Origin of the sequence: Pseudophaeobacter sp. EL27, from assembly GCF_900313025.1 — a bacterium.
Lineage (GTDB): Bacteria > Pseudomonadota > Alphaproteobacteria > Rhodobacterales > Rhodobacteraceae > Pseudophaeobacter.
In genome coordinates, this window is sequence record NZ_OMPQ01000014.1 from 180,051 (window position 1) to 202,575 (window position 22,525).

Annotated in this window: 27 protein-coding genes; 18 read left to right on the forward strand and 9 right to left on the reverse strand. The window is 58.5% G+C overall.

Going from position 1 to position 22,525, the window contains the following annotated elements; genetic code table 11:
* Positions 1–95 precede the first annotated feature (95 nt).
* Positions 96–1,058 carry an acetyl-CoA carboxylase carboxyltransferase subunit alpha gene (locus ED661_RS18275; protein ID WP_122075791.1) on the reverse strand — a complete coding sequence of 321 codons (963 nt, stop codon included), beginning with the start codon at positions 1,056–1,058 and terminating at the stop codon, positions 96–98.
* A 211-nt stretch (positions 1,059–1,269) separates the two neighbouring features.
* Here ED661_RS18275 and ED661_RS18280 point away from each other — a divergent pair, with 211 nt between their 5' ends.
* Entirely contained in the window at positions 1,270–2,103 is an 834-nt protein-coding gene (locus tag ED661_RS18280) for a GyrI-like domain-containing protein (protein WP_122075793.1), read from the forward strand.
* Between the two features lie 35 nt (positions 2,104–2,138).
* On the opposite strand, the gene ED661_RS18285 is transcribed toward ED661_RS18280, so the two are convergent.
* On the reverse strand, positions 2,139–2,732 hold the full coding sequence (locus ED661_RS18285; protein WP_122075795.1) for a LysE family translocator: 594 nt from the start codon (positions 2,730–2,732) through the stop codon (positions 2,139–2,141).
* Between the two features lie 72 nt (positions 2,733–2,804).
* Between ED661_RS18285 and ED661_RS18290 the strand changes: the two genes are divergently transcribed.
* On the forward strand, positions 2,805–3,257 hold the full coding sequence (locus tag ED661_RS18290; protein ID WP_122075918.1) for an Lrp/AsnC family transcriptional regulator: 453 nt from the start codon (positions 2,805–2,807) through the stop codon (positions 3,255–3,257).
* A gap of 63 nt (positions 3,258–3,320) precedes the next feature.
* On the opposite strand, the gene ED661_RS18295 is transcribed toward ED661_RS18290, so the two are convergent.
* Both ED661_RS18295 and ED661_RS18300 read right to left on the reverse strand, forming a co-directional pair.
* Positions 3,321–3,959, reverse strand: a complete 639-nt coding sequence (locus tag ED661_RS18295; RefSeq protein WP_122075797.1) for a hypothetical protein — start codon at positions 3,957–3,959, stop codon at positions 3,321–3,323.
* Between the two features lie 260 nt (positions 3,960–4,219).
* Positions 4,220–5,179, reverse strand: a complete 960-nt coding sequence (locus ED661_RS18300) for an L-malyl-CoA/beta-methylmalyl-CoA lyase (protein ID WP_122075800.1) — start codon at positions 5,177–5,179, stop codon at positions 4,220–4,222.
* 177 nt (positions 5,180–5,356) lie between these two features.
* Here ED661_RS18300 and ED661_RS18305 point away from each other — a divergent pair, with 177 nt between their 5' ends.
* The 4 genes from ED661_RS18305 (at position 5,357) to ED661_RS18320 (ending at position 9,731) form a co-directional block, all read left to right on the forward strand.
* Entirely contained in the window at positions 5,357–6,625 is a 1,269-nt protein-coding gene (locus ED661_RS18305; RefSeq protein ID WP_122075802.1) for an MFS transporter, read from the forward strand.
* 113 nt (positions 6,626–6,738) lie between these two features.
* A complete protein-coding gene (gene dgcN / locus ED661_RS18310) occupies positions 6,739–7,740 on the forward strand; it encodes an N-acetyltransferase DgcN (protein WP_122075805.1) in 1,002 nt (333 codons plus the stop codon).
* Between the two features lie 151 nt (positions 7,741–7,891).
* Positions 7,892–8,857 carry an N-acetyl-D-Glu racemase DgcA gene (gene dgcA, locus ED661_RS18315; RefSeq protein ID WP_122075807.1) on the forward strand — a complete coding sequence of 322 codons (966 nt, stop codon included), beginning with the start codon at positions 7,892–7,894 and terminating at the stop codon, positions 8,855–8,857.
* Positions 8,858–8,867: 10 nt separating this feature from the next.
* Complete coding sequence (locus ED661_RS18320; protein ID WP_122075809.1) at positions 8,868–9,731, forward strand: D-amino-acid transaminase; 864 nt, start codon at positions 8,868–8,870, stop codon at positions 9,729–9,731.
* 60 nt (positions 9,732–9,791) lie between these two features.
* Here the strand turns inward: ED661_RS18320 and ED661_RS18325 are convergent, their stop codons facing one another.
* The 4 genes from ED661_RS18325 to ED661_RS18340 form a co-directional block, all read right to left on the reverse strand.
* Positions 9,792–10,601, reverse strand: coding sequence for a dioxygenase (locus tag ED661_RS18325; RefSeq protein ID WP_254054883.1), 810 nt, complete (start codon positions 10,599–10,601; stop codon positions 9,792–9,794).
* 121 nt (positions 10,602–10,722) lie between these two features.
* The gene (locus ED661_RS18330; RefSeq protein ID WP_122075920.1) at positions 10,723–11,037 is read right to left on the reverse strand and encodes a DUF1244 domain-containing protein; all 315 of its coding nucleotides are present in this window, start codon (positions 11,035–11,037) and stop codon (positions 10,723–10,725) included.
* Positions 11,038–11,133: 96 nt separating this feature from the next.
* Complete coding sequence (locus ED661_RS18335; RefSeq protein ID WP_254054884.1) at positions 11,134–11,385, reverse strand: DUF6868 family protein; 252 nt, start codon at positions 11,383–11,385, stop codon at positions 11,134–11,136.
* A 127-nt stretch (positions 11,386–11,512) separates the two neighbouring features.
* The gene (locus tag ED661_RS18340; protein WP_122075816.1) at positions 11,513–12,250 is read right to left on the reverse strand and encodes an N-formylglutamate amidohydrolase; all 738 of its coding nucleotides are present in this window, start codon (positions 12,248–12,250) and stop codon (positions 11,513–11,515) included.
* 154 nt (positions 12,251–12,404) lie between these two features.
* Here ED661_RS18340 and pyk point away from each other — a divergent pair, with 154 nt between their 5' ends.
* The 8 genes from pyk (at position 12,405) to pheT (ending at position 19,662) form a co-directional block, all read left to right on the forward strand.
* Positions 12,405–13,850 carry a pyruvate kinase gene (gene pyk / locus ED661_RS18345; protein WP_122075818.1) on the forward strand — a complete coding sequence of 482 codons (1,446 nt, stop codon included), beginning with the start codon at positions 12,405–12,407 and terminating at the stop codon, positions 13,848–13,850.
* Between the two features lie 39 nt (positions 13,851–13,889).
* The gene (locus ED661_RS18350) at positions 13,890–14,111 is read left to right on the forward strand and encodes a hypothetical protein (protein ID WP_122075820.1); all 222 of its coding nucleotides are present in this window, start codon (positions 13,890–13,892) and stop codon (positions 14,109–14,111) included.
* A gap of 115 nt (positions 14,112–14,226) precedes the next feature.
* Positions 14,227–14,427 (forward strand): 50S ribosomal protein L35, encoded by a 201-nt coding sequence (rpmI, locus tag ED661_RS18355; RefSeq protein WP_009809912.1) that lies wholly within the window; start codon positions 14,227–14,229, stop codon positions 14,425–14,427.
* Between the two features lie 14 nt (positions 14,428–14,441).
* Entirely contained in the window at positions 14,442–14,807 is a 366-nt protein-coding gene (rplT, locus tag ED661_RS18360) for a 50S ribosomal protein L20 (RefSeq protein WP_009809911.1), read from the forward strand.
* 217 nt (positions 14,808–15,024) lie between these two features.
* Positions 15,025–15,408, forward strand: a complete 384-nt coding sequence (locus tag ED661_RS18365) for a heavy metal-binding domain-containing protein (protein ID WP_122075822.1) — start codon at positions 15,025–15,027, stop codon at positions 15,406–15,408.
* A gap of 233 nt (positions 15,409–15,641) precedes the next feature.
* Complete coding sequence (pheS, locus tag ED661_RS18370) at positions 15,642–16,715, forward strand: phenylalanine--tRNA ligase subunit alpha (protein ID WP_122075824.1); 1,074 nt, start codon at positions 15,642–15,644, stop codon at positions 16,713–16,715.
* Positions 16,716–17,015, forward strand: coding sequence for a hypothetical protein (locus ED661_RS22010; protein ID WP_162930180.1), 300 nt, complete (start codon positions 16,716–16,718; stop codon positions 17,013–17,015).
* Between the two features lie 250 nt (positions 17,016–17,265).
* The gene (gene pheT, locus ED661_RS18380; RefSeq protein WP_122075828.1) at positions 17,266–19,662 is read left to right on the forward strand and encodes a phenylalanine--tRNA ligase subunit beta; all 2,397 of its coding nucleotides are present in this window, start codon (positions 17,266–17,268) and stop codon (positions 19,660–19,662) included.
* A 160-nt stretch (positions 19,663–19,822) separates the two neighbouring features.
* Here the strand turns inward: pheT and ED661_RS18385 are convergent, their stop codons facing one another.
* The gene (locus tag ED661_RS18385; protein ID WP_122075830.1) at positions 19,823–20,200 is read right to left on the reverse strand and encodes a VOC family protein; all 378 of its coding nucleotides are present in this window, start codon (positions 20,198–20,200) and stop codon (positions 19,823–19,825) included.
* Positions 20,201–20,239: 39 nt separating this feature from the next.
* Here ED661_RS18385 and ED661_RS18390 point away from each other — a divergent pair, with 39 nt between their 5' ends.
* From ED661_RS18390 to ED661_RS18405, 4 genes are all read left to right on the forward strand, one after another.
* Entirely contained in the window at positions 20,240–20,782 is a 543-nt protein-coding gene (locus tag ED661_RS18390; RefSeq protein ID WP_122075832.1) for a winged helix-turn-helix transcriptional regulator, read from the forward strand.
* A 177-nt stretch (positions 20,783–20,959) separates the two neighbouring features.
* Positions 20,960–21,409 carry a YtoQ family protein gene (locus ED661_RS18395; RefSeq protein WP_122075834.1) on the forward strand — a complete coding sequence of 150 codons (450 nt, stop codon included), beginning with the start codon at positions 20,960–20,962 and terminating at the stop codon, positions 21,407–21,409.
* Positions 21,406–21,939, forward strand: a complete 534-nt coding sequence (locus ED661_RS18400) for a GNAT family N-acetyltransferase (protein WP_122075836.1) — start codon at positions 21,406–21,408, stop codon at positions 21,937–21,939. Before ED661_RS18395 ends, ED661_RS18400 begins: the two co-directional genes overlap by 4 nt.
* A gap of 119 nt (positions 21,940–22,058) precedes the next feature.
* Positions 22,059–22,511 carry a hypothetical protein gene (locus ED661_RS18405; RefSeq protein WP_122075838.1) on the forward strand — a complete coding sequence of 151 codons (453 nt, stop codon included), beginning with the start codon at positions 22,059–22,061 and terminating at the stop codon, positions 22,509–22,511.
* Positions 22,512–22,525 lie beyond the last annotated feature (14 nt).

A 22,525-nucleotide genomic window follows, 5' to 3' on the forward strand; every position in this document is an offset into this window, starting at 1 on the left:
GTTCCCATGACCCTTTTGGGCAAGGGCTGATGGAAAAAAAAAGGCCCAATCCCTTTGCCGGGATCGGGCCTTTGAAACCTAAGAGCCGGGGGGATTTACGCGGCGAGGCCTTTGGAGCCGATGTCGAGGAACTTTTGGCGGCGGTCCTTGATCAGCTCAGCGCCATCTTTGTCTTTCAAATCGTCCAGCATCTCCTGGATGGCATTGCCCACCGCGGTCATGGAGGCCTTGGCGTCGCGATGCGCCCCGCCCATGGGTTCGGGGATGATACGGTCGATCACCGCCAGCTCATGCAGGTTCTGCGCCGTGAGACGCAGGGCCTCGGCCGCTTCGCGCATTTTCTCGGCGTCTTTCCACAGGATCGAGGCGCAGCCTTCGGGGGAAATCACTGAATAGACAGCATGTTCCAGCATCGCCACGCGGTTGGCGGTGGCAAAGGCCACGGCGCCGCCAGAGCCGCCTTCGCCGATAATCACGGAAATCACTGGCACACCGATTTTCAGGCTCATCTCAGTTGAGCGGGCAATCGCCTCGGACTGGCCGCGCTCTTCGGCACCTTTGCCGGGGTAGGCGCCCGTGGTGTCGACCAGTGTCACAACCGGCAAACCAAAGCGTCCGGCCATCTCCATCAGGCGCACGGCTTTGCGATAGCCCTCGGGGCGGGCCATGCCAAAGTTATGCAGGATGCGGGCCTTGGTGTTGGAGCCCTTTTCATGGCCGATCACCATCACTGGCTGGTCGTTGAACCGTGCCAGTCCACCCATAACGGCGAGATCATCGGCAAAGTTACGATCTCCCGCCAGAGGCGTGTATTCGGTGAACAGCGCGTCGATGTAATCGCGGCAATGGGGCCGATCGGGGTGACGAGCCACCTGACATTTGCGCCAGGGGGTCAGCTCTTTGTAGAGATCTTTCAGCAGCTGCTCGGCTTTGGCGTCCAGCGCCGCGGCCTCATCCGCTATGTCCATCTCCTCGTTGGCCCGTGCCAAGGCTCGGAGCTCTTCTGCTTTGCCTTCAATTTCGGCCAGCGGTTTTTCAAATTCCAGGTACTGAGTCATATCGCCTCGCTCACGCGGTTTTGCCGTATATGGCCTTCTGTGCGCGCAGATGCAACTCTGTGCCTTGCCTTGGGTCAACGAAATGCACTTGGCTTGGCGTGCTGCGGCCCTGTCACGGGCCAATATTGTGCAACAGCGCAGCAGGTCAGCAAGATTTGTGATCCCGACCCGTGGCACATCTCCTCCGGCAAGAGAGAAGGATATCCCGGTAATGACCGCCACCTATGAAAAGCGCATCCTGCGGGTGCTCGACTATATCCATGACCACCCCGCAGGGGATCTGTCGCTGGACCAGCTGGCAGATGTTGCGGCGATGTCGCGGTTTCACTGGCACCGGGTGTTTCGTGCGGTCACCGGCGAGACCTGTGCGCAGGCGGTGCGTCGCATTCGCCTGCATCGGGCCGCCAGTGCGCTCCTGTTGACCCAGGACAGTCTCGCGCAGATCGCCCAGGCGGTGGGCTATCCCAACCAAGGCTCCTTCTCTCGCGCATTCACCGAGGCCTATGGTGCCAGCCCTGCGGGCTTTCGCAAGGCGCCGTCCCATTTCCCCTCTCGACCTGACTTTAAGACCGGAGATTACCCCATGCATCCTGTTGCTTTACGTGAAGAACCCGCGCGCCGTCTTGTGGGCCTTGCCCATCAGGGCAGCTATCATTTGATCGGCAAACGCTTTGAGAGCTTTGGCGCTCTTTGTGAAACACGCAGTCTTTGGCCTCAGATGGGCCCGCTGACGGCGATTTACTACGATGATCCTGACAGCATCCCGGAGACCGCGCTGCGCAGTTTTGCCGGCGGTGTTTTCACCGGCGCAGAGATCCCTGAAGGGATGGAAGAAAAGCAGATTGTCGGCGGCAAGACAGCAGTGCTCACCTATAAGGGGGCCTATTCCGGGATATCAGCTGCCTATCACAGCCTGTTTGGCGGTTGGCTGCCTTCCTCGGGCGAAGAGCCCGCCGAGGCGCCCTGTTACGAGATCTATCTCAACAACCCACGCGAGGTGGCCCCCGAGGAGCTGCTGACTGAGATCTGCCTGCCGCTCAAATAGGACAGGCTGATCTGCTCAGGATCTGGCCATGACAGTTATGGCCAGATCACCGGATAGAGCGAAGCCACCAAGAGGGCGGCCATGAGCCAGTTGAACTGGGTGAGCCGGCGGGGGTTGGTGAGAAAGCGCGCCATTTGTTGACCCAGAACGGTCCAGGATCCAACTGAGGGCAGGTTGATGGCGCCAAACACTGCGGCCACCACAAAGATCGCCCAAAGCGTTTGACTCGGCGTATAGGCGCTGATCGCGGTGAGGGCCATGGCCCAGGCCTTTGGGTTGACCCATTGAAAGGCGGCAGCCTGCAGAAAGGTCATTGGCGTGCCGCTGCTTCCGGAAGCCTCTGCCGGGCCCGCATTGGCAATTTTCCAGGCGAGGTAAAGCAGATACAGCACCGAAGCCAGCTTGAGAATGGTGTAGCTTATGGGGAAGGCGTCAAAGATCTGTACCAATCCTGCGCCGACGAGGATCACCATAAAGACAAAGCCAAGCGCGACCCCCAGCATGTGGGGAATGGTACGGCGGAAGCCAAAATTGGCGCCCGACGCCATCAGCATCAGATTGTTGGGGCCGGGGGTGATTGAGGACACAAAGGCGAAGAGCGCAAGCGCGAGGAAGAGTTCATAAGTCATGGCGCATAAATGACGCGTTTGACCCCGAATGAAATTGCGTTGTTGTGCGGTTTTTGGCTAATACTGCAATCCATGGCGAAGAATGATAAAATAAACCAACAAATATTGCAGGAATTGCTGCGCGATGGGCGTATCAGCAATCTGGAGCTTGCGGACCGGGTTGGCCTGTCCCCCTCTGCCTGCCTGCGTCGAGTGCAGGATCTGGAACAGGCCGGAGTGATCACGGGCTACCGAGCGGTTTTGGATCGCGATGCCATGGGCGCGGGCTTTGTCACCTATATTGGTGTTGCTCTGGGCGAACATACCAAAGAGGCGCAGCAGGCCTTTGAGCGGGCGATGGATGAGGCGCGTGAGGTGGTGGAATGCCACAATATCACGGGAACGATCGAATATCTGTTACGGGTCGAATGCGCTGATCTGCCCAGCTACAAACTGTTCCATACCGATATTCTCGGCACCTCGCCCTTTGTCACGGCGATTACTACCTATGTGGTAATGGGCTCGCCCAAAGACCTGCGTGGCTAGACCCTGCAGGGGGTGTTTTTTGAATATTTATAGAAAGGTGATGGGAGCGGTAGAGTAATTTGCCTATGCACCTTTTGGGGAGAGGGAGTCATGGCCCGCGGGCAGCAGGGCCTGCAGGGCGGTCTCGGGCGAGGTGAGGACGGGGATATCCAGCTGAGAGGCCAGGTTGGGGCCTGCCTCTTTCATGGAGGCCTGAGCCAAAACCACAGCGGAGGTTTTAGGGCGGGTTGCAAGCGCCGCGAGAACGGCTGTTGTGATGGCCTCGGCAAAGGCGGTCATGTCGCCTGTCTCGAACAGATGCCAGAGATCTGTGAGGTTGAGGAGGGTGAAATCTGGTGACGCTCCGATTTCAGAGAAGGCGCGGCGGAGCAGGGCGCTGGAGGGGGTACGTGTGCTGTCCAGGCAATAGGCCATCAGCACCGGGCCGCCGGTCAGAGCTGCCTGTTGCATCATTGGCCAGTCGATCCGGGTGGCACCTGCGATTTCGGCCACTTCCCCGATGGTGGTGCAGCTGCACAGAACCGGGCCTTTCAGGCCTTTGATGGTGCTGGCGATTTCATCACGCAGGCTATCATCAATGCCGTCTCGCGCGCGGGCCAGCCAATCGGCGCGGACAATTTGGCTGAGGCTTGCGTCGGGCGCCAGTGAGGCAAAGCTGGCAACATGTACCTCGGCTGTGTGTATCAGCGTTAGATCTGCCATATGAGTTCCCCTGTTCGCGGTGTATTTATGAAGCAGTATCCTATCTGTTCCCGGGGGTCTTGGACTAAGGGTTTCTTACTCTGGTCGCAGGGACCAGCCCCAAGGGTCTGGCGATGGTTCATTGGAGTGACTTGCCCCGTTTCCGGAAAGCGGGAACATAGAAGGGCGGCACACAGAAGAGGCGCCCCAATTGGAGCGCCCCGAAGTGGAATTTAGAAGAAAACAAAGGCCGACTTGTTAACGGGTCCAGCTGCCAAAAATCAGCCGTTGGCGATCAGTTCGGACTGGGCCACGATCACTTCGGCCTGCTTGATTGAGGCGATGTCGACCAGGCGGCCTTTGTAGACGGTGGCGCCTTCGCCGTTGGCCTTGGCCTGTTCCATCGCCGCGAGGATCTCACGGGCCTCTGCAACGGCTTCCTCAGATGGGGTGAAGACCTCATTGGCCAGGCCGATCTGTTTGGGATGGATGGCCCATTTGCCAACCATGCCGAGGGTGGCAGAGCGTTTTGCCTGGGCGATATAGCCCTCATCGTCAGAGAAGTCGCCAAAGGGACCATCAACGGGCAGTACCCCATGGGTGCGGCAGGCGGCGACGATGGCGGCCTGGGCCCAGTGCCAGGGGTCGGACCAGTGCTTTTCGCCTTCGCGCAGCATGTAGTAGTTTTCCTGAGTGCCGCCGATACCGGTGGTCTGCATGCCCATCGAGGCGGCAAAATCCGCCGCACCCAGCGACATGGCCTGCATCCGGGGGCTGCTGGCGGCAATGGCCTCTACATGGGCGATGCCGGCAGCCGATTCGATGATGACCTCAAAAGACACGGGTTTGCTGCGGCCCTTGGCGCGCTCAATCGCAGTGACCAGCGCATCCACGGCATAGACATCTTCGGCGCAGCCCACCTTGGGGATCATGATCTGATCCAGACGGTCACCGGCCTGTTCCAGCAGATCGACGACATCGCGGTACCAGTAGGGGGTGTCGAGGCTGTTGATCCGCACCGACATGTATTTGTTGCCCCAATCCACGGTATTGAGCGCCTCAATGACATTGGCACGGGCCACGTCCTTATCGGTGGGGGCAACCGAATCTTCGAGATCGAGGTTGATTACATCAGCAGCAGAGGCCGCCATTTTGGCAAAGAGTTTGGTGTTGGAGCCTGGGCCAAACAGCTGGCAGCGGTTGGGGCGGGCAGGGGCGGCGGGCTGAAGGCGAAAGCTCATCGGTAGTGTCTCCCAAAGGTAATGAAATTGCGTGACGTTTGTGTTGGGTGATATTTAGTTGCGCCCCGCTTCGCAAGTGAATTGTGCATCCGCAGAAATACGACGCTGCGATGCGGCGGCGTATTTGTTGCCGCAAATAAGCAAGCTTGCCAGAGGTAATCCTGTCAGCTCTGCGATATGAAACGCGCATTCCTTGAAAACTGGGCCCTGTTCCTGGGCATGATTCTTTTGATGGTGGCCAATGGGCTGCTGGTTACTTTGCTGACAATCCGGGGCGCCAGCCTCGGGTTTTCGGAGTTCACAATCTCGCTGATGCAGGCGGCCTATCCGCTGGGAGCGCTGATCGGCACCGCAGTGGCGCCGCGCATGGTGGAAAAGGTCGGCCATATCCGCGCCTTCTCGGCGCTGGCCTCATTGGTTTCAATCGCGGCGATCTTGCATCTGTTGACCTCGGACCCAATTTCCTGGTCGGCGATGCGGTTCCTGGCCGGATTCTGCTACCCTGGTCTCTATGTGATCACCGAAAGCTGGCTGCAAGCCAAGGCGGAGAACCACAACCGGGCTCAGATCCTGTCGATCTATTTTATGATCTGGATGGCGGGACCGGCTATTGGCACCGCCATGGTTGCCCTGCCGGACCCAGGCGGCAATCTGTTGTTCGGTGTGGTATCCATCCTGATATCCCTGTCGATTGTTCCTCTGCTATTGTCCGGCAATAGGGCGCCTGACTATGAGGTGCCTGACCGGATGTCGGTGAGGAAGCTCTATAAGGTGTCGCCCATGGCTGTGGTTGGCAATCTTGTCAGCGCCATGGCCGTGGCCGCCTGGTTTATTACCCTGCCACTGTATGCCCTGTCTCTGGGGATGAGTGCGGCCCAGGCCTCTGGGGTTCTGGTGGTGGCGATGGTGGTCGGGGCATTGGTGCAATACCCGGTGGGCTGGGTAAGCGACAAGACGGATCGCAGACTGGTGCTTTTAGGGCTTGGCCTGACTGGGGCCGGGGCCTGCTTCTGGATGTTGATCAGCCCCTCGCAGACCTCGGTGGTGATCGGTTTTGGCCTGCTCGCGGGGGCCAGCCTGCCAATGTATGCGGTCTGTACCGCCCATGCGAATGACCAGTTGAAATCTTCACAGATCGTGCCTGCGAGCGGCACCATGTTGTTCCTGCTCAATCTCGGCCAGTTCATTGGCACTTTGGTGGGGCCAAATACGGTCAGCATTGCTGACGGAAAGGGCTTCCTCCTGGTGCTCGCGGCCCTGTGTTTACTGGTTGTTGGAGTGGCAATTCTGCGACGTGGTCAGGAGGAGGCTCCGGAAGAAACTGGCAGTTTGCAGGCCATTGCGGTGCTTGGTGCTTCGCAATCCGGGGTGTTGCAGGCCGAATCCTGGTTGGAGGAGGAAGAAAGTGGCGCAGAGCCGGACCTATCGGAGAAATCTTCGAAATAGCCTCAATGCCATCGCAGAATCTTGCGTCAAGAGGCGGAGAATCTGCAAAAAGGGTATGAACTTGCGGCAAATTCCTCCGAAAATCGGCGTTAAGATAGCAAAGGAAACCCGTCATGATCGAGACACCATATCTGTTGTTCCTGGGCGATGCGCCCGACATGTTGGCAGCCAAGGTTGCCATTGGCATCCGCGACTGGCGTCCGGATCACGCGGTAGGTCAGATCCGCCTGCCCGGTTGTGGTGCCGATCTTGGTCTGACCGAGATGACCCTGGCCGAGGCCAAGGCGGCAGGCGCCAAGACACTGGTGATTGGCGTGGCCAACCGGGGGGGTGTTATTTCCGCCGCCTGGAAAGAAGTGCTGATCCAAGCGCTGGAGATGGGCTATGATCTGGCCTCGGGCCTGCATAACCTGCTGCGCGACGAAGGCGATCTGGTGGCTGCGGCCCAGACCCATGGCGGCACTCTGCATGACGTGCGCGTGCCCACCGATGGCTATCCAATTGCCAATGGCGTGACCCGCACCGGCAAGCGTTGCCTGGCGGTTGGTACCGATTGCTCGGTTGGCAAGATGTACACGGCTTTGGCAATGGACGCCGAAATGCAGAAGCGCGGTATGAAATCGACCTTCCGCGCCACCGGCCAGACCGGCATCCTGATCACCGGCCACGGCGTGCCGCTGGACGCTGTCATTGCCGACTTCATGGCGGGTTCGGTGGAATATCTGACCCCCGACAACGATGAAGACCACTGGGATCTGATCGAGGGCCAGGGCTCTCTGTTCCACGTCTCCTACTCCGGCGTTACCATGGCGCTGGTGCATGGCGGTCAGGCTGATGCGCTGATCCTTTGCCACGAGCCAACCCGCTCGCATATGCGTGGTTTGCCGGGTTATACCGTGCCCTCGCTGGAAGAGCTGCGTGACGTGGCCTTGCCGCTGGCACAGCGGGCAAACCCGGCTTGCAAGATCGTGGGCATCTCGGTGAATACCCAGCATCTGTCTGAAGATGAGGCGGTGAAATACCTGGCCGAGACTGAGGCGCGTATGGGCCTGCCGGCGGTTGACCCCTATCGCCATGGCGCTGGCCGCCTGGTGGATGCGCTGGCTGCCTGCTGATCCAGAATTCTGACCGGAGGCCCTGATCGTCAGGGCAGGAGCCTCCGGCGGGAATATTTTTTAGAAAGATGATATAGCAGAAGGCCGGGTTAGGCTGGCCTTCAAGCGCGGCTTTTTGTATCTGCAAAGAGTAGCAATAAAGGGCAGGACCATGAAAATCACCGTTACACCGGATGTCTTTAAACTGGCGCAGGTTTTTACCATCTCACGCGGATCGCGGACCGAAGCCAAGGTGTTGACGGTAAAGGTAGAAAAAGACGGTTTTGTGGGCTGGGGCGAATGTGTCCCCTATGCGCGCTACAATGAAACGCTGGAGAGCGTGACGGCCGAGATCGAGGGTCTGCCTGCCGAATTCAGCCGCGATGAGTTGCAGGATCTGCTGCCAGCGGGTGCGGCCCGCAATGCGGTTGATTGCGCGCTTTGGGATCTGGAGGCCAAACAGGCGGGCAAGCGCGTTTGGGAACTGGCCGGGCTGCCCGCGCCGGGGCCTGAGATTACCGCCTATACCCTGTCGCTGGCCAGTCCTGAGGAGATGCAAAAACAGGCGGCGGAAAATGCCCATCGTCCGCTGTTGAAAATCAAACTTGGCACCCCTGATGACATGCCTCGGCTTGAGGCCGTGCGCGCAGGGGCGCCCGATGCCAAGATCATCATCGACGCCAATGAGGGCTGGTCGGCAGAAGTCTATGCTGAGCTGGCGCCGCATCTGGTGCGGCTGGGCGTGGAGCTGGTCGAGCAACCCCTGCCGGCGGGCGAAGATGCGGCCCTGATTGGCATGGAGCGCCCGGTGCCAGTCTGCGCCGATGAAAGCTGCCATGATCGCGCCAGCCTGCCCAAGCTCAAAGGTAAATATGATGTGGTCAACATCAAACTGGACAAAACCGGCGGGTTGACTGAGGCGCTGAAACTGCGGTCTGAGGCGCTGGCGCTGGGCTATGATGTGATGGTTGGCTGCATGGTTGGCTCCTCGCTGGCGATGGCCCCTGCGACATTGCTGGCACAGGGTGTTTTGGTGACAGACCTTGACGGGCCGCTTCTCTTGGCAGAAGACCGCGAGGAACCATTGAAATTTGACGCCGCCGGGGTGCATCCGCCCAAGGCTGAACTCTGGGGTTGAGGAGACCACGATGACCCGTACCGTTTATGTAAATGGCGAATACCTGCCCGAGACAGAAGCAACTGTTTCGATCTTTGACCGTGGCTTTCTGATGGCCGATGGCGTCTATGAGGTGACTTCCGTTCTGGACGGTAAGCTGATCGATTTTGAGGGCCACGCCGTACGTCTGGAGCGCTCGTTGAACGAGCTGGAGATGCCCGCAGCTTGCTCCAAGGAAGAGCTGTTGGAAATCCACCGTGAGCTGGTCAAGCGCAACGAGATTGTCGAAGGCCTGGTCTATCTGCAGATCACCCGGGGCTCCGACGGCGATCGCGATTTTGTTTTCCCCGATCCGGAAACCACCAAGCCGTCCATCGTGCTGTTTACCCAGAACAAGCCGGGTCTGGCCGACAATCCTGCTGCCAAGAAGGGCGCCAAGATTATCTCGATCGAGGACATCCGCTGGGGTCGTCGCGATATCAAGACCGTGCAGCTGCTCTACCCGTCGATGGGCAAGATGATGGCCAAGAAGGCGGGCGCCGATGATGCCTGGCTGATTGAGGATGGCTATGTCACCGAGGGCACCTCGAACAACGCCTATTTTGTCAAGAAGGGCAAGATCGTGACCCGGCCGCTGTCAAACGACATCCTACATGGCATTACCCGCAAGGCGGTCCTGCGCATGGCGGAAGAGGCGCAGATGGAAGTGGAAGAGCGCCTGTTCACCATTGATGAGGCCAAAGAGGCGGATGAGGCTTTCACCACTTCGGCCAGTGCCTTTGTGATGCCGGTTGTGGAGATCGATGGTGTGGCCTTGGGCGACGGGACCCCTGGCCCCATCGCCAAGCGCCTGCGCGAGATCTACCTGGACGAAAGTATGAAGGCCGCGATCTGACTTTCAAGGAACGCAAGCGTTTCAAGGACCCGCGTCTATGCTGATGCGGGCCTTTCCTGTTCAGCCGAAGCGGTAGCCAGAGGCGGTCACCCCGCCAAAGATATTCTTTTGGTGATAGATCCGCGTTGCGGGTTCGTTCTCGGCCGCGCCGAGAGCTGCAAAGATGGGTGCAAGGTGGTCCTCTTTGGCGTGGCAGATGTGGGCGGCTGGGGCCTGTTCCCAGTTGAGCAGGGCGGAGTTGCGTGCCTCTTTGGGCAAGGCAAGGGCGCGATGCAGCCAGCTGTCGAATTGCTCTGATGGGTCTTTTGCCGCAGGTCCGAACAGGGCCAGGTTGTGATAGCTGAGCCCGGAACCGATGATCACGACGCCCTCCTCGCGCAATGGCGTCAGGGCGCGGCCCATTCGCAAATGTTCTGCGGGATCGTAGCCATGCCGCAGCGATATCTGCAAGAGTGGGATATCGGCCTTTGGGTACATCACAGCCATCGGGACAAAGGTGCCGTGATCAAACCCCATGTCAGGATCCGGTCTGGTCGGAAGCTCCGCCTGAGCGATCAGCTCCGCGCAGCGTGCGGCAAGATTCGGCGCGCCGGGCGCGGGGTAGGTGATCTCATAGGTGTCCTGCGGAAAACCGTGATAGTCATAGACCATTGGCGGCCTGGCGGCGGACATTACAGAAAAGCTGCTGCTTTCCCAGTGGCCGGAGATCACCAACACGGCTTTTGGTCGGGCCGGCAGCTGCGCAGGCAGCTTGGCCAGAGAGGCTTCGAGTGGAGTAAATTCTAAGCGCCAATCGGCCATCCAGGGCCAGGGGCCGCCGCCGTGAGAGATGAAAAAGGCCGGCATACGGTTGGGATGTGGCTGGGGCAAGGTTTCACTCCGGGGTCAAGGCTATTGCCGTTGACCCTAGGCATTGCCGCAACCCCAAGACAGATGCCGGTCTGCACAGGGGCTGTGTGTGGCCGCGCTGAGGGGCCGCCCACCGCAGACCTTAGGACTTGTCGGTGACGTTCTCTTTAAAGGCGGCTTCAAACTCGGCCTGTTTTTCGGGGCCGGCCTCTGTTTGGTAGTTGGCTTTCCACTCGTCAATGGTCATGCCGTAGTAGATCTCGCGGGCTTCGACCTTGTCCATCGCGATGCCGCGTTCATTGGCGGCCTCTTGATACCAGCGGCTGAGACAGTTGCGGCAGAATCCGGTCAGGTTCATCATGTCGATGTTCTGCACATCGGTGCGGTCTTCCATCAGGTGCTTTTGCAGACGACGAAAGGCGGCGGCCTGGAGTTCGATCTCAGTCTGTGGGTCGATCTGCTTGTCCATTGCTCTGCTCCTGATTTGGCTGGCGTCCTGAGATGTCTTAGCAATCCAGATCGACCAGCACAATGCGCGGCTTTGACCCCGCGGTTATAGGAGCTTGAGCGCTAGATAGGGTATGAGAGCGGTGACAAAGATGAGAATCTTATAGGTTGCGAGATAGGAGAAATATCCATTCTTCACGCTTGTCGCATCCATTCCGAGCAGGGCGCCATGCAGGGCGGCGAGCCGGTCGCGAAATCCCAGAAGGATCAGAGTTGTGACGCCGAGAAATCCAATATGGAGCACGGTCATCCATCCAAAGAATGCAGTCAGGGTTTCAACAGTGAGGTCCCGTATCACAATGATCTCCTTTCACGAGTTCTCAGAGCAGATCTTACCTCTATAAATGGTTTCCCTGGTGCCTGACCACAAGGGGCATGGGTCGGAAATCAACCCACCTTTCCACTCTTTGTGACATCCGATTTGACTACAGATGTGACATCGCCAAAGCCTGCGGCAGAACATCTGCCAAGCGGTCTGCCCAGTATTCTTGCCCGGCCGCCTCTGCGATCAGGTCATTGCGCAGCTCGATTAGGGTGTTGGGGCGACCCATCTTGGTGCCATGGGTGTCGATAGCATCGCCCGGCAGGTAGCCGGTATAGGGCTCGTTGATGCCGACACATAGGTCTCCGGGGGCCTGGAGCGCGGCGATCAGATGCGGGGAGAACCGTTCATTGTCTGAGTGCAGGATGCCGATCTCCCAGGGGCGTGGCTCACGGCCACGCAGCTGTGGCGTAAAGGAGTGAACCGAGACGATCACAGTATCCGGGCGAGCGGCGAGTTTGGCCAGAGCCGCGTGATAGGGGCGATAGCAGCGATCCAGGCGGAGCGCGCGCTCCGTCGCATCGACCTGGCGGTTGGCGGGAATGATGGTGCCATCATAGAGCTGCATCACTAGGGTTGGATCGTCTTCGCCGCGATTGGGGTCGATCACCAGGCGGGAGAAATTTGACGCCACAACAGGGGCATCAAGGCGCAGGCCCAACAGTTGGCACACTGCTAGTGCACCAGGGTCATAGGCGATATGGCGCTGCATATCAGCGGACGGTAGTCCGAGATCCCCATTGCCTACAAATGGCGGGACCATATTGCTGGCATGATCGCAGGTGATAAGCCAGCGGGCAGGGCGGTCGGCCCCTTCGATAAAAAATGGTGTGTATGTCATGGATATGTCGCCTGTTGTTGCGAATACCTTTACTGCAGTTGCAGCAGAATGGGAATTGGGCGATAAGGCCCCAAAAGTTGTTTGCGGTAACATTTTGTTTTACTGTCACATGTTTTGCCCTGTGATCCATGATATGCCCTAGAGGAGAACCCTTATGAAACGCTCGCGCAATGTGAAGATTGTCGCCACTCTTGGGCCCGCATCGGAAACCTACGACAGCATTCGGGCCCTGTTCGAGGCCGGCGCGGATGTGTTTCGCCTGAACATGTCCCATGGGACGCAGCCCGAGATCGCAGAAAAGCACGCGATCATTCGACAGGTGGAGCAGGATCTGGACCGCTCCATCGGCATCCTGGCGGATCTGCAGGGACCAAAGCTGCGGGTTGGCGTTTTTGCCAATGGCTCTGAAGAGCTGGTGCCCGGCGCTGCCTTCCGAATGGACCTCAATGAGGCCGAAGGCGACCTCTCACGTGTTTGCCTGCCGCATCCAGAGATTTTTGCAGCTCTTGAGCCGGGCGCGCATCTGCTGGTCAATGATGGCAAGATCCGTCTCAAGGTCACGGCCTGTGGCGCTGACTTTGCCGAGTGTGAAGTGGTGATTGGCGGGACAATCTCCAATCGCAAAGGCGTCAACGTTCCGGATGTGGAATTGCCTCTGGCGGCGCTGTCTGAAAAAGACCGCGCAGATCTGGAATTCGCCTGTGGACTTGGCGTCGACTGGCTGGCCCTGTCCTTTGTGCAACGGGCAAAGGATGTGTTTGAGGCCAAAGGATTGGCAGATGGCCGGGCAGCGGTGCTCTCCAAGATCGAAAAACCCTCTGCCGTAGACCGCTTTGATGAAATCCTTGACGCCTCAGACGGCATCATGGTGGCGCGCGGCGATCTTGGCGTGGAACTGCCAGTGGCTGCGGTGCCTCCCATCCAGAAACGCCTGGTCCGCAAATGTCGTGCTGCGGCCAAACCGGTGATTGTAGCTACCCAGATGCTGGAGAGCATGATCGAAAGCCCGATGCCAACCCGGGCTGAAGTGTCTGATGTGGCGACCGCCATCTATGAGGGCTCTGATGCCATCATGCTGAGCGCCGAGTCAGCGGCTGGCAGCTATCCGATCGAGGCCGTACAGACCATGGATCAGGTCGCGACCGAGGTCGAAGCCGACCCGACTTATTCGCAAATCATCGCGGCCTCGCGTTCGGCAAAAGGCGACACCGTTGCGGATGCCATTGTGTCAGCCGCGCGTGAGATTGCCGAAAAGACTGAGATCAAGGCGATCTGCTGCTTTACCCATAGCGGCACCACGGCCCTGTTGACCGCGCGGGAGCGTCCCGGTGTGCCGATCATCGCGCTGACGCCTTTGCAGCGCACTGCCCGGCGTCTGGCGCTGAGCTGGGGCTGCTACTGTGTGCTGACCTCAGATCAGTCGCGCTTCAAAGGCGCGGTTGTGGGGGCTGCGCGGGCGGCGCGGGCTGGGGGCTTTGCCAGTGAGACGGACCAGATCGTGGTGACGGCCGGGGTGCCCTTTAACGTGCCGGGTACCACCAACATCCTGCGGGTTGCCCCCTGTGATGAGCGTTTGATTTACAGCACCGACCCGGAGTAGACTCACAACATATTGTTTGAATGTGTTGTAAGAGGTGAAATGGATACTGATCTGGCGTTGATCTTGGGGATCGTCCTGGGGGGGCTTTCTGTGCCCTCCATTTTGTCAGCCATGAGCGAGGCGCGCCCACCGCGGGTCTCCAGCCTGTTATTGCTTTCCGGCGTTGGTTTGATCGCCTATGCGGTGATGACCCATCCGGGCGGTTACCGCCTGGAACAGATCCCGGATATCTTTTTCTCGGTTCTGGGGCGTTTTGTCTGATAAAACACTTGCCCTTTCTGGGCAGTTTTCGTACATGGCGCACCTGTTCGCGTGGCCGGCCCGAAGTGGCATGCCGAGTCGCGCATCGACCGAACCCGCATTGAAGGAGACGGAAATGCCCAAAATGAAGACCAAATCGAGCGCCAAAAAGCGCTTTAAGGTGACAGCGACCGGCAAGGTCCTGGCAGCTCAGGCCGGCAAACAGCACGGCATGATCAAGCGCACCAAGAAATTCATCCGTAACGCACGCGGCACCTCGGAGCTCTCCGCTCCCGACGCCAAGATCGTCAAGGGCTATATGCCCTACGACCGCTAAGAGGAGTTTGAGATATGTCCCGCGTTAAAGGTGGTACCGTAACCCACGCCCGTCACAAGAAGGTCATCAAGGCAGCCAAAGGTTATTATGGCCGCCGCAAGAGCACCTTTAAAGTCGCCCGTCAGGCCGTCGACAAGGCAAATCAATACGCAACACGTGACCGGAAGCAGCGTAAGCGCAATTTCCGCGCTCTGTGGATCCAGCGTATCAACGCCGCCGTCCGCAGCCACGACGAAGCCCTGACATACAGCCGCTTCATCAACGGTCTGAACCTAGCCGGTATCGAAGTTGACCGTAAAGTTCTGGCCGATCTGGCCGTCCACGAGCCCGAAGCCTTTGGTGCCATCGTGCGCCAGGCCCAGTCCGCACTGGCAGCCTAAAGCTTTTACGGCTTAGAAAATTTTAAAGGCCGCTCCTTTGGGGCGGCCTTTTTCGTATGCGCCGTGGCGTAATCGAAAGCACAATTGACGCAATTTTAGCGAATGTATATGTCCTGAAAGGCAACCTATGTGCTGCTCTGCATATCGCTCCAGCATGTGAATTTCTCCAAGAAAGAACCTTTGTTTTACTCAGGGTACTTTTGAGCAAGGAACTACAATGAAACGAATTCTTCTGACGCTACCTTTTTTGATGCTTGCGGCTTGCGCCGATCAAATGACCTACCCGGCTGGGATTGAACGCGACGCTCAGGCGGTTGCTCAGGTGAGCGCGACGCCGGTAGAGCAGCTGCCGGTCCTGGTGTCGGACACAATCAATGGCGGCAAGTTCCAAGTCGTTGGTGAACTATCCACCACAGTTGGCAAGGCCACGGCCTTCCACCCGAACCCAACCCCCGCACAGGCACGTAGAAAGCTTCAGGTCGAAGCCGCTGAACTTGGTGCGGATGCGGTGATCAATGCGCGCATTGGCAATATTCAGGTCTGCCCCTTTAGCTGGGCTTGCCGGGTGTCCACGGGAACTGCGGTCAAGCTGTTGAACTAGACCTGAACGAAGGCGCGCGTGTTGGGCCCGAGTTTCGCAAAGGTGATCGAGTCCGCTCCTCTGGGGCGGGCTCATTGGTTTGTGATTTGCCCGATCTCCGGGGGCCAAGCTGCAGTGATAAGCGCCGCCATAGCGCCATAGCGCCAAGGCATCTTTTGTCTCTGGGGTCAGTCCCCCTTGCTTTCGCCCGTTCTTATGATAGCAGAGCCTAAGCTCAAACTCAGGGGACCGTCATGGACGATCTTAAAGCAAAATACCTCGGGCAGATTGCCGATGCTTCGGATGAAAACGCGCTGGAGACCATCCGGGTCGCCGCCGTGGGTAAAAAAGGCGAAGTCGCACTGAAGATGCGCGAGCTGGGCAAGATGACGCCCGAAGAGCGCCAGGTGGCTGGCCCGGCACTGAATGCGCTGAAGGATGAGATCAACTCGGCCCTGGCCGCCAAAAAGTCCGGTCTGGCTGATGCCGCCCTGGATGAGCGTCTGCGCACCGAATGGCTGGATGTAACCTTGCCGACGCGCCCCGCGCGTCAGGGCAGCCTGCACCCGATCAGCCAGGCTCAGGAAGAGCTGACCGCCATTTTTGCCGAGCTGGGCTTTTCCGTCGCTGAAGGCCCGCGCATTGACACCGACTGGTATAACTTTGACGCGTTGAACATCCCCGGCCACCACCCGGCTCGCGCCGAGATGGACACGTTTTACATGCACCGTGCCGAGGGCGACGACCGCCCGCCGCATGTGCTGCGCACCCATACCAGCCCTGTACAGATCCGCTCGATGGAAAAGATGGGCGCGCCTTTGCGCATCATCTGTCCCGGTGGTGTGTACCGCGCAGATTATGACCAGACCCATACGCCGATGTTCCACCAGGTCGAAGGTCTGGCATTGGACAAGAACATCTCGATGGCGAACCTCAAGTGGGTGCTGGAAGAGTTTGTCAAAAGCTTCTTTGAAGTGGATGATGTCGAGCTGCGCTTCCGCGCGTCACACTTCCCCTTCACCGAACCCTCCGCCGAGGTCGACATTCGCTGTTCCTGGGACAATGGTCAGCTGAAGATCGGCGAGGGTGACGACTGGATGGAGATTCTCGGCTCCGGCATGGTGCACCCCAAGGTGATCGCAGCTGGCGGAATTGACCCCGATATCTATCAGGGCTTTGCCTTTGGCATTGGTATCGACCGTCTGGCGATGCTGAAATACGGCATCCCCGACCTGCGCGCCTTCTTTGACAGCGATCTGCGCTGGCTGCGCCACTACGGCTTCCAATGCCTAGACGTGCCAACGTTGCATGGCGGTTTGAGCCGTTAAATGTATGTGCTCAGCCTGTACCTCTCGCGCTATGTGAGCTGGTGTCAGGCAGTTTCAAAACGAACGCCCCGCTGGAAAATCAATCTGGCGGGGCTGTTGTTTTTTGCGATGACCGTCGTTCTCATTACTGCGACGCCCGAAAAAATAGCGTGGCCAATAGTCTTTCTTGCAGGGGCTCCAATCAGCGTGTTCTTTGAACTGGATCGACGCGCGCGGAGGGAGCGGGCGCAGCAAAAAAGGCATGCCAGTGCGCAACTCCGCAAGACTCAAAGCCTGCTTGGAGGCTTCAAACACAAGTAGACAGATCTTCCGCCCGGCGGCACCGCCGGGCCGCGCCTGACCTTTCCCCCGGGAAGGCGCTTTGCACCTCCCCAAGGTCAGGCACTGCCCTTTTCTCAATTCCTTTCGGTTGCGATAGATTTACGCCACGCATTTCAGCCGCAGTTGCGTGCTGACGGTCAGGGGAGCGCCAGCAAGACTTGCGCCGGGCGTCATTCTTTGTCATTGCCTATGCCTGTATACGCATGGCTTGCCATAGGACCCTTGACCGATGAAATTCACTCTTTCCTGGCTGAAAGATCACCTCGACACTGACGCATCAGTGGATGAGATCGCTGAAACCCTGACTGACCTCGGCCTTGAGGTCGAAGAGATCAGCAACCCCGGTGATCGGCTCAAGGATTTTACCCTGGGCTATGTCAAACACGCCGAAAAACACCCCGATGCGGATAAGCTGCGGGTCTGTCAGGTTGTGACCGATGAAGGCGAGATGCAGATCATCTGTGGCGCGCCAAACGCACGGGAAGGCATCACTGTGGTTGTCTGCAAACCGGGCATGTATATCCCCGGCCTCGACATCACCATTGGTGTTGGCAAAATCCGCGGTGTTGAGAGCTTTGGCATGATGGCCTCCGAGCGTGAGCTGGAGCTGTCGGACGAACATGACGGTATTATCGAGCTGGCTTCGGGTGAAGTGGGCGACCGCTTTGTCGACTGGCTGGCGGCGAACCAGCCCGCCAAGGTGGATCCGATGATCGAGATCGCCATCACCCCGAACCGCCCCGACGCGCTGGGTATTCACGGCATTGCCCGCGATCTGGCGGCACGTGGTCTTGGCACCCTTAAAACACCGGAATTTGCACCAATTGCCAGCAGCTTCCCCTGCCCAATCAAGGTCACCATCGATGAGGACACATTGGATGGCTGCCCGCTGTTCTCTGGCCGCCTGATCAAAGGCGTCAAGAACGGCCCCAGCCCGCAATGGCTGCAGGACCGCCTGACCGCGATTGGTCTGCGCCCGATTTCGACCCTCGTCGATATCACCAATTTCTTCACCTATGACCAGAACCGCCCGCTGCATGTCTTTGATGCGGCCAAGGTTTCTGGCGATCTACGGGTGCACCGGGCTGCCGGTGGTGAAGTGCTGAAGGCGCTTGACGAAAAAGAGTATACCTTTGCGGCTGGGCAGATGGTGATCTCAGATGAAAACGGCCCCGAAAGCATCGCGGGTATCATGGGCGGCGAAGAAACCGGCTGCACCGATGAGACCGTTGACGTCTTCCTTGAGAGCGCCTTTTGGGACCATGTGCAGATCGCGCTCACCGGCCGCGCGCTCAAGATCAACTCCGATGCACGCTACCGCTTTGAACGCGGCGTTGACCCGGAATTCACCATCCAGGGTCTGCATCTGGCGACCCAGATGATCCTTGAACTCTGCGGTGGTGAGGCCTCGGAGGTGATGATCGCCGGTGATGTGCCGGATCATTCCCGCGCCTATAAGCTGGACGCTGAACGGGTGCAGTCACTGGTGGGGATGGATATCCCCGAGAGCGATCAGCGCCAGACCCTGACCCGCCTCGGCTTTCGCCTTGAAGGCAATATGGCCAATGTACCCAGCTGGCGCCCCGACGTGCAGGGCGAAGCGGATCTGGTTGAAGAGGTCGCCCGGATTGCCTCGCTGACCAAATTGCAGGGCATTCCGCTGCCGCGCGCCACCGATGGTATCCCCAAGGCGGTAATGACACCGCAGCAACGCCGCCAGCAGATGGCGCGGCGCACCGCTGCCAGCCTCGGCTACAACGAGGTGGTGAGCTATACTTTCATCGACCAGCCTTCGGCGGCGCTGTTTGGCGGTGGCGATGATGCCACCATGCTGGCCAATCCGATCTCATCCGAGATGTCGCATATGCGTCCGGCCCTGCTGCCGGGCCTGTTGCAGGCGGCCGCGCGCAACCAGGCGCGCGGTTTCATGGATCTGGCCCTGTTCGAGGTTGGCCCAGCCTTCCATGGTGGCGAGCCGGGTGAGCAGCACAATCTGATCACCGGCATTCTGGTTGGCGACACCGGCCCTAAGGATGTGCATGGCACCGCACGCGGCGTTGATACTTTTGACGCCAAGGCCGATATCGAGGCCATCCTGGCCGCCATCGGTGCTCCGGCCAAGGTGCAAATCCTGCGCGGCGCGCAGGACTGGTGGCATCCGGGCCGTCACGGCAAGATCTGTTTGGGTCCCAAAAAGGTGCTCGGCATCTTTGGCGAGCTGCACCCCAAGGTGATCAATTCCATGGGTGTCAAAGGTCCGGTTGTGGCCTTCACCATCTGGCCCGATGAAGTGCCATTGCCCCGCAAGAGCGGCGCTACCCGTGCCGCCCTGGGCCAAAGCGATCTGCAGGCGGTCGAGCGCGATTTTGCCTTTGTGGTCGATGCCGAGGTTGAGGCGTTGACGCTGGTCAATGCCGCTGCCGGTGCCGACAAGGCGCTGATCACCGATGTGCGCATCTTTGATGAATTCATTGGCGGCTCACTGGGAGAAGGCAAAAAGAGCCTGGCTCTGACCGTGCGTCTGCAGCCCAGTGATAAGACGCTGAAAGAAAAGGACATCGAGGCAGTGAGTGAGAAAATCATTGCCAAGGTGACCAAGGCCACAGGTGGCACCCTACGGGGCTAAGGCGCGCGTTAAGGCCGCTAAAAATTGCAAAGGCGTGTCCATAGCGGCACGCCTTTTTTAGGTCATGTTTACAGGTGGTGTAAGTCTGCATCGTGCCCAAAGGCATTATGCTGCGCGGTGTTCGAATGGCAGCTAAATGGACTGCGCTTTTCGGGGATAATCAGGATCTACCCGTCAAATCTTCTGCGAGCATGAGAGCGTTTCCATCGGGGTCATAAAAAGTTGCTGTCTTGACCATACCTTCGACAACATCTGTTTCACCATCGAATTTAACTTTAGCTTGCTCCAGCTTCTGCCTCGCCGCGTCCAGGTCAGCTATCCCAAAGACGGGCACGCAGTTGCCGGGTGCAGGTTCGACATGCTCGCCAAGCCCAATGGTAACGCCGACAGTATTCGTTTGAAGTTCTGACCAACCTGCGTCGTCTGCGTGGTAGATGGTCTCAAATCCCAACATGCTGCCGTACCATTCAGCACTCCTGTGGCGATCCCTGACGGACAGAGAAATATTGATGGTTTTGTCGGGCGAAATAAGCGACATGGTCTTTCCTTTTCGTGCTAAATATATTAACTATACTTTATGGACATAATGCTGTTTGTCAACATCACTTCAAGAGCTTGGGCACTGCCCATTCTATCGAAGCTGCACGAAGGTATTGCAGGTCGACAGGCGCCTTTGCTGGCAGCAACTGGTGCGAGCAGGACCGCTTTTGCCCAAAGCTTGGATCATCTCATCACGATGGGGTTGCTAGAACGCAATCCTGGCTACGGTCACCCTCTGCGCCCAGAGTTTCGGCTTACATCGGTGGGAATGTCCGCCGCTGCAATTGCCAACAGAATTCAATGCGCAACCGCTGATGCCGATCAAAGCCTGCTCCGTCGATCATGGACACTCCCGGTGTTAACATCGCTTCATACACCGGTCCGCTTCAATGACATCAAGCGAAATTTGCCGTCCATTACGGATCGAGCATTGTCGCAATCATTGAAAACGCTGGAAGTCAGAAGCTGGGTTTCTCGTCGCGTTGATGAGACTGCTCGCCCACCCAGACCAATTTACGCTGCTGTGAACACTGGCCAAGTGATAAGTAAGGTAACTGCAACCGAAATCAGCTTCGTCTAGCAAAACCAGGCTTTCACTTGGAAGCGCAGGTGGGCAGCACTTTCCGCATAGCCAGCCGCAGGGGTTTGCAGATGTCGTTCTGGTTTTGAGAGATCCGCGATGACTGGTCTCCGCTCTGGATCCGTTCTATCCATTGTCCAACTCAGGCTGATAGCGAGCACAGAAGGAAGCGTACAAATGACACTCAAGGTTTATCTTTCCGGGGAAATCCACACCGATTGGCGTGAACAAATCACTGAAGGTGCCGAGGGGTTGGATGTGAGCTTTCAAAGCCCGGTGACGGATCATGCTTCGAGCGATGACTGTGGCGTGGCCATTCTGGGGGGCGAGGACAGTAAATTCTGGCATGACCACAAGGGCGCCAAGCTCAACGCCATCCGCACCCGCAAGGGGCTGGAGGAGGCCGATGTTGTGGTGGTGCGCTTTGGCGAGAAGTACAAACAATGGAACGCCGCCTTTGATGCGGGCTATGCGGCAGCTCTGGGCAAATCCATCATCGTGCTCAGCCAGCCGGAACATCAGCACGCCCTGAAAGAGGTGCATGCCGCCGCCCTGGCCGTAGCGGATGAGCCGCGTCAGGTGGTGGAGATCCTCACCTATGTGCTGAAGGGCGCACTGCCGGTATGACTACGCCGACCCTCCAGACCGACCGCTTGATCCTGCGCCCCCACGGAGTGGAGGATTTTGATGAAGTCGCGGCACTGTGGGCGGATCCACAGGTGGTGAAATATATCGGCGGTGCGCCCAACAGTGCTGAACAGTCCTGGGCGCGCTTGCTGCGCTACATAGGTCATTGGCAGGCTCTGGGCTTTGGCTATTGGGCTGTCTGTGATCGTGAAAGTGGCGAGTTTCTGGGTGAGGTTGGTTTTGCCAATTATCGCCGCGAGATCTCACCCCCCTTGCCGGAGGTCCCCGAGGCAGGATGGGTTCTGGCGACCAAGGCCCATGGGCGCGGATTGGCCAGTGAGGCGGTGGGCTGCATCCACCACTGGGCTGACCAGGTGCAGCACTGGCCACAGACCGTGGCAATCTTTGCGCCTGAGCACGCAGCCTCGCAGCAGGTCGCGGCCAAACAGGGCTATCAGACCTCCGGGGAGGCAGCCTACTTTGACGAAAAGATCCTGGTGATGTCGCGCCAAAGATCTGCTTCTGTTTGAACCGCAAGGGAGGGTGGTGAAACCACTCGTTAACGGGCGCCGCGTAGACTGTGCCGCAGCACATATACCCCACAAACACTTGGGGGGCCTCGCCTTAGGGGCCCTAACGGACACTATCTATGCAGAACCGTCGACGCGCGCCCAATGAAATCACCCCCCAAAGTGAAGACACGGGTCTGTTCAAAAAAGACCTGGGCCAGTTCCGGGTGTCCCTGGTGCCACATATCAAACGCAGCAGCCGTGGGGATCTGGTGGTTCGCGGATACCTCAATGACAAGCAAGAGATTTTTGTGGTCTTTGCAGGACGGCGGGCCAAGGATGCCCTGGCAGTGGAGACCCGGGTGAATTCCATGTTTGCCAAAGCAACACAAGCGGCAGTTCGCTCGGGCAGCAGACCGCCAGAGGTCAACCAAATTCGCTTAGGCGTTCATGTCGAAGGCGCTTGGAGGTCTCGCTTTCAGCGCGATGTCTCCGGCTGGGACCATCGCAGCTATCAGCTCCTGGCCTCTCGTTGGGCCTTTGCGGATGCTGAAGGCATGACCAATCTGGGTGGCCGGCCGCCATTTTCCTGACAGCACCCTGCCTT

Coding starts and splice junctions, on each gene's coding strand:
- ED661_RS18405 (WP_122075838.1), top strand. CDS start 22,059: ATGCAGAACCGTCGACGCGCGCCCAATGAAATCACCCCCCAAAGTGAA.
- ED661_RS18295 (WP_122075797.1), bottom strand. CDS start 3,959: ATGGCAGATCTAACGCTGATACACACAGCCGAGGTACATGTTGCCAGC.
- pyk (WP_122075818.1), top strand. CDS start 12,405: ATGAAACGCTCGCGCAATGTGAAGATTGTCGCCACTCTTGGGCCCGCA.
- pheS (WP_122075824.1), top strand. CDS start 15,642: ATGGACGATCTTAAAGCAAAATACCTCGGGCAGATTGCCGATGCTTCG.
- ED661_RS18365 (WP_122075822.1), top strand. CDS start 15,025: ATGAAACGAATTCTTCTGACGCTACCTTTTTTGATGCTTGCGGCTTGC.
- ED661_RS18305 (WP_122075802.1), top strand. CDS start 5,357: ATGAAACGCGCATTCCTTGAAAACTGGGCCCTGTTCCTGGGCATGATT.
- ED661_RS18275 (WP_122075791.1), bottom strand. CDS start 1,058: ATGACTCAGTACCTGGAATTTGAAAAACCGCTGGCCGAAATTGAAGGC.
- ED661_RS22010 (WP_162930180.1), top strand. CDS start 16,716: ATGTATGTGCTCAGCCTGTACCTCTCGCGCTATGTGAGCTGGTGTCAG.
- rplT (WP_009809911.1), top strand. CDS start 14,442: ATGTCCCGCGTTAAAGGTGGTACCGTAACCCACGCCCGTCACAAGAAG.
- dgcN (WP_122075805.1), top strand. CDS start 6,739: ATGATCGAGACACCATATCTGTTGTTCCTGGGCGATGCGCCCGACATG.
- ED661_RS18350 (WP_122075820.1), top strand. CDS start 13,890: ATGGATACTGATCTGGCGTTGATCTTGGGGATCGTCCTGGGGGGGCTT.
- pheT (WP_122075828.1), top strand. CDS start 17,266: ATGAAATTCACTCTTTCCTGGCTGAAAGATCACCTCGACACTGACGCA.
- ED661_RS18280 (WP_122075793.1), top strand. CDS start 1,270: ATGACCGCCACCTATGAAAAGCGCATCCTGCGGGTGCTCGACTATATC.
- ED661_RS18290 (WP_122075918.1), top strand. CDS start 2,805: ATGGCGAAGAATGATAAAATAAACCAACAAATATTGCAGGAATTGCTG.
- ED661_RS18340 (WP_122075816.1), bottom strand. CDS start 12,250: ATGACATACACACCATTTTTTATCGAAGGGGCCGACCGCCCTGCCCGC.
- rpmI (WP_009809912.1), top strand. CDS start 14,227: ATGCCCAAAATGAAGACCAAATCGAGCGCCAAAAAGCGCTTTAAGGTG.
- ED661_RS18390 (WP_122075832.1), top strand. CDS start 20,240: ATGGACATAATGCTGTTTGTCAACATCACTTCAAGAGCTTGGGCACTG.
- ED661_RS18285 (WP_122075795.1), bottom strand. CDS start 2,732: ATGACTTATGAACTCTTCCTCGCGCTTGCGCTCTTCGCCTTTGTGTCC.
- ED661_RS18300 (WP_122075800.1), bottom strand. CDS start 5,179: ATGAGCTTTCGCCTTCAGCCCGCCGCCCCTGCCCGCCCCAACCGCTGC.
- ED661_RS18320 (WP_122075809.1), top strand. CDS start 8,868: ATGACCCGTACCGTTTATGTAAATGGCGAATACCTGCCCGAGACAGAA.
- ED661_RS18385 (WP_122075830.1), bottom strand. CDS start 20,200: ATGTCGCTTATTTCGCCCGACAAAACCATCAATATTTCTCTGTCCGTC.
- ED661_RS18395 (WP_122075834.1), top strand. CDS start 20,960: ATGACACTCAAGGTTTATCTTTCCGGGGAAATCCACACCGATTGGCGT.
- ED661_RS18400 (WP_122075836.1), top strand. CDS start 21,406: ATGACTACGCCGACCCTCCAGACCGACCGCTTGATCCTGCGCCCCCAC.
- dgcA (WP_122075807.1), top strand. CDS start 7,892: ATGAAAATCACCGTTACACCGGATGTCTTTAAACTGGCGCAGGTTTTT.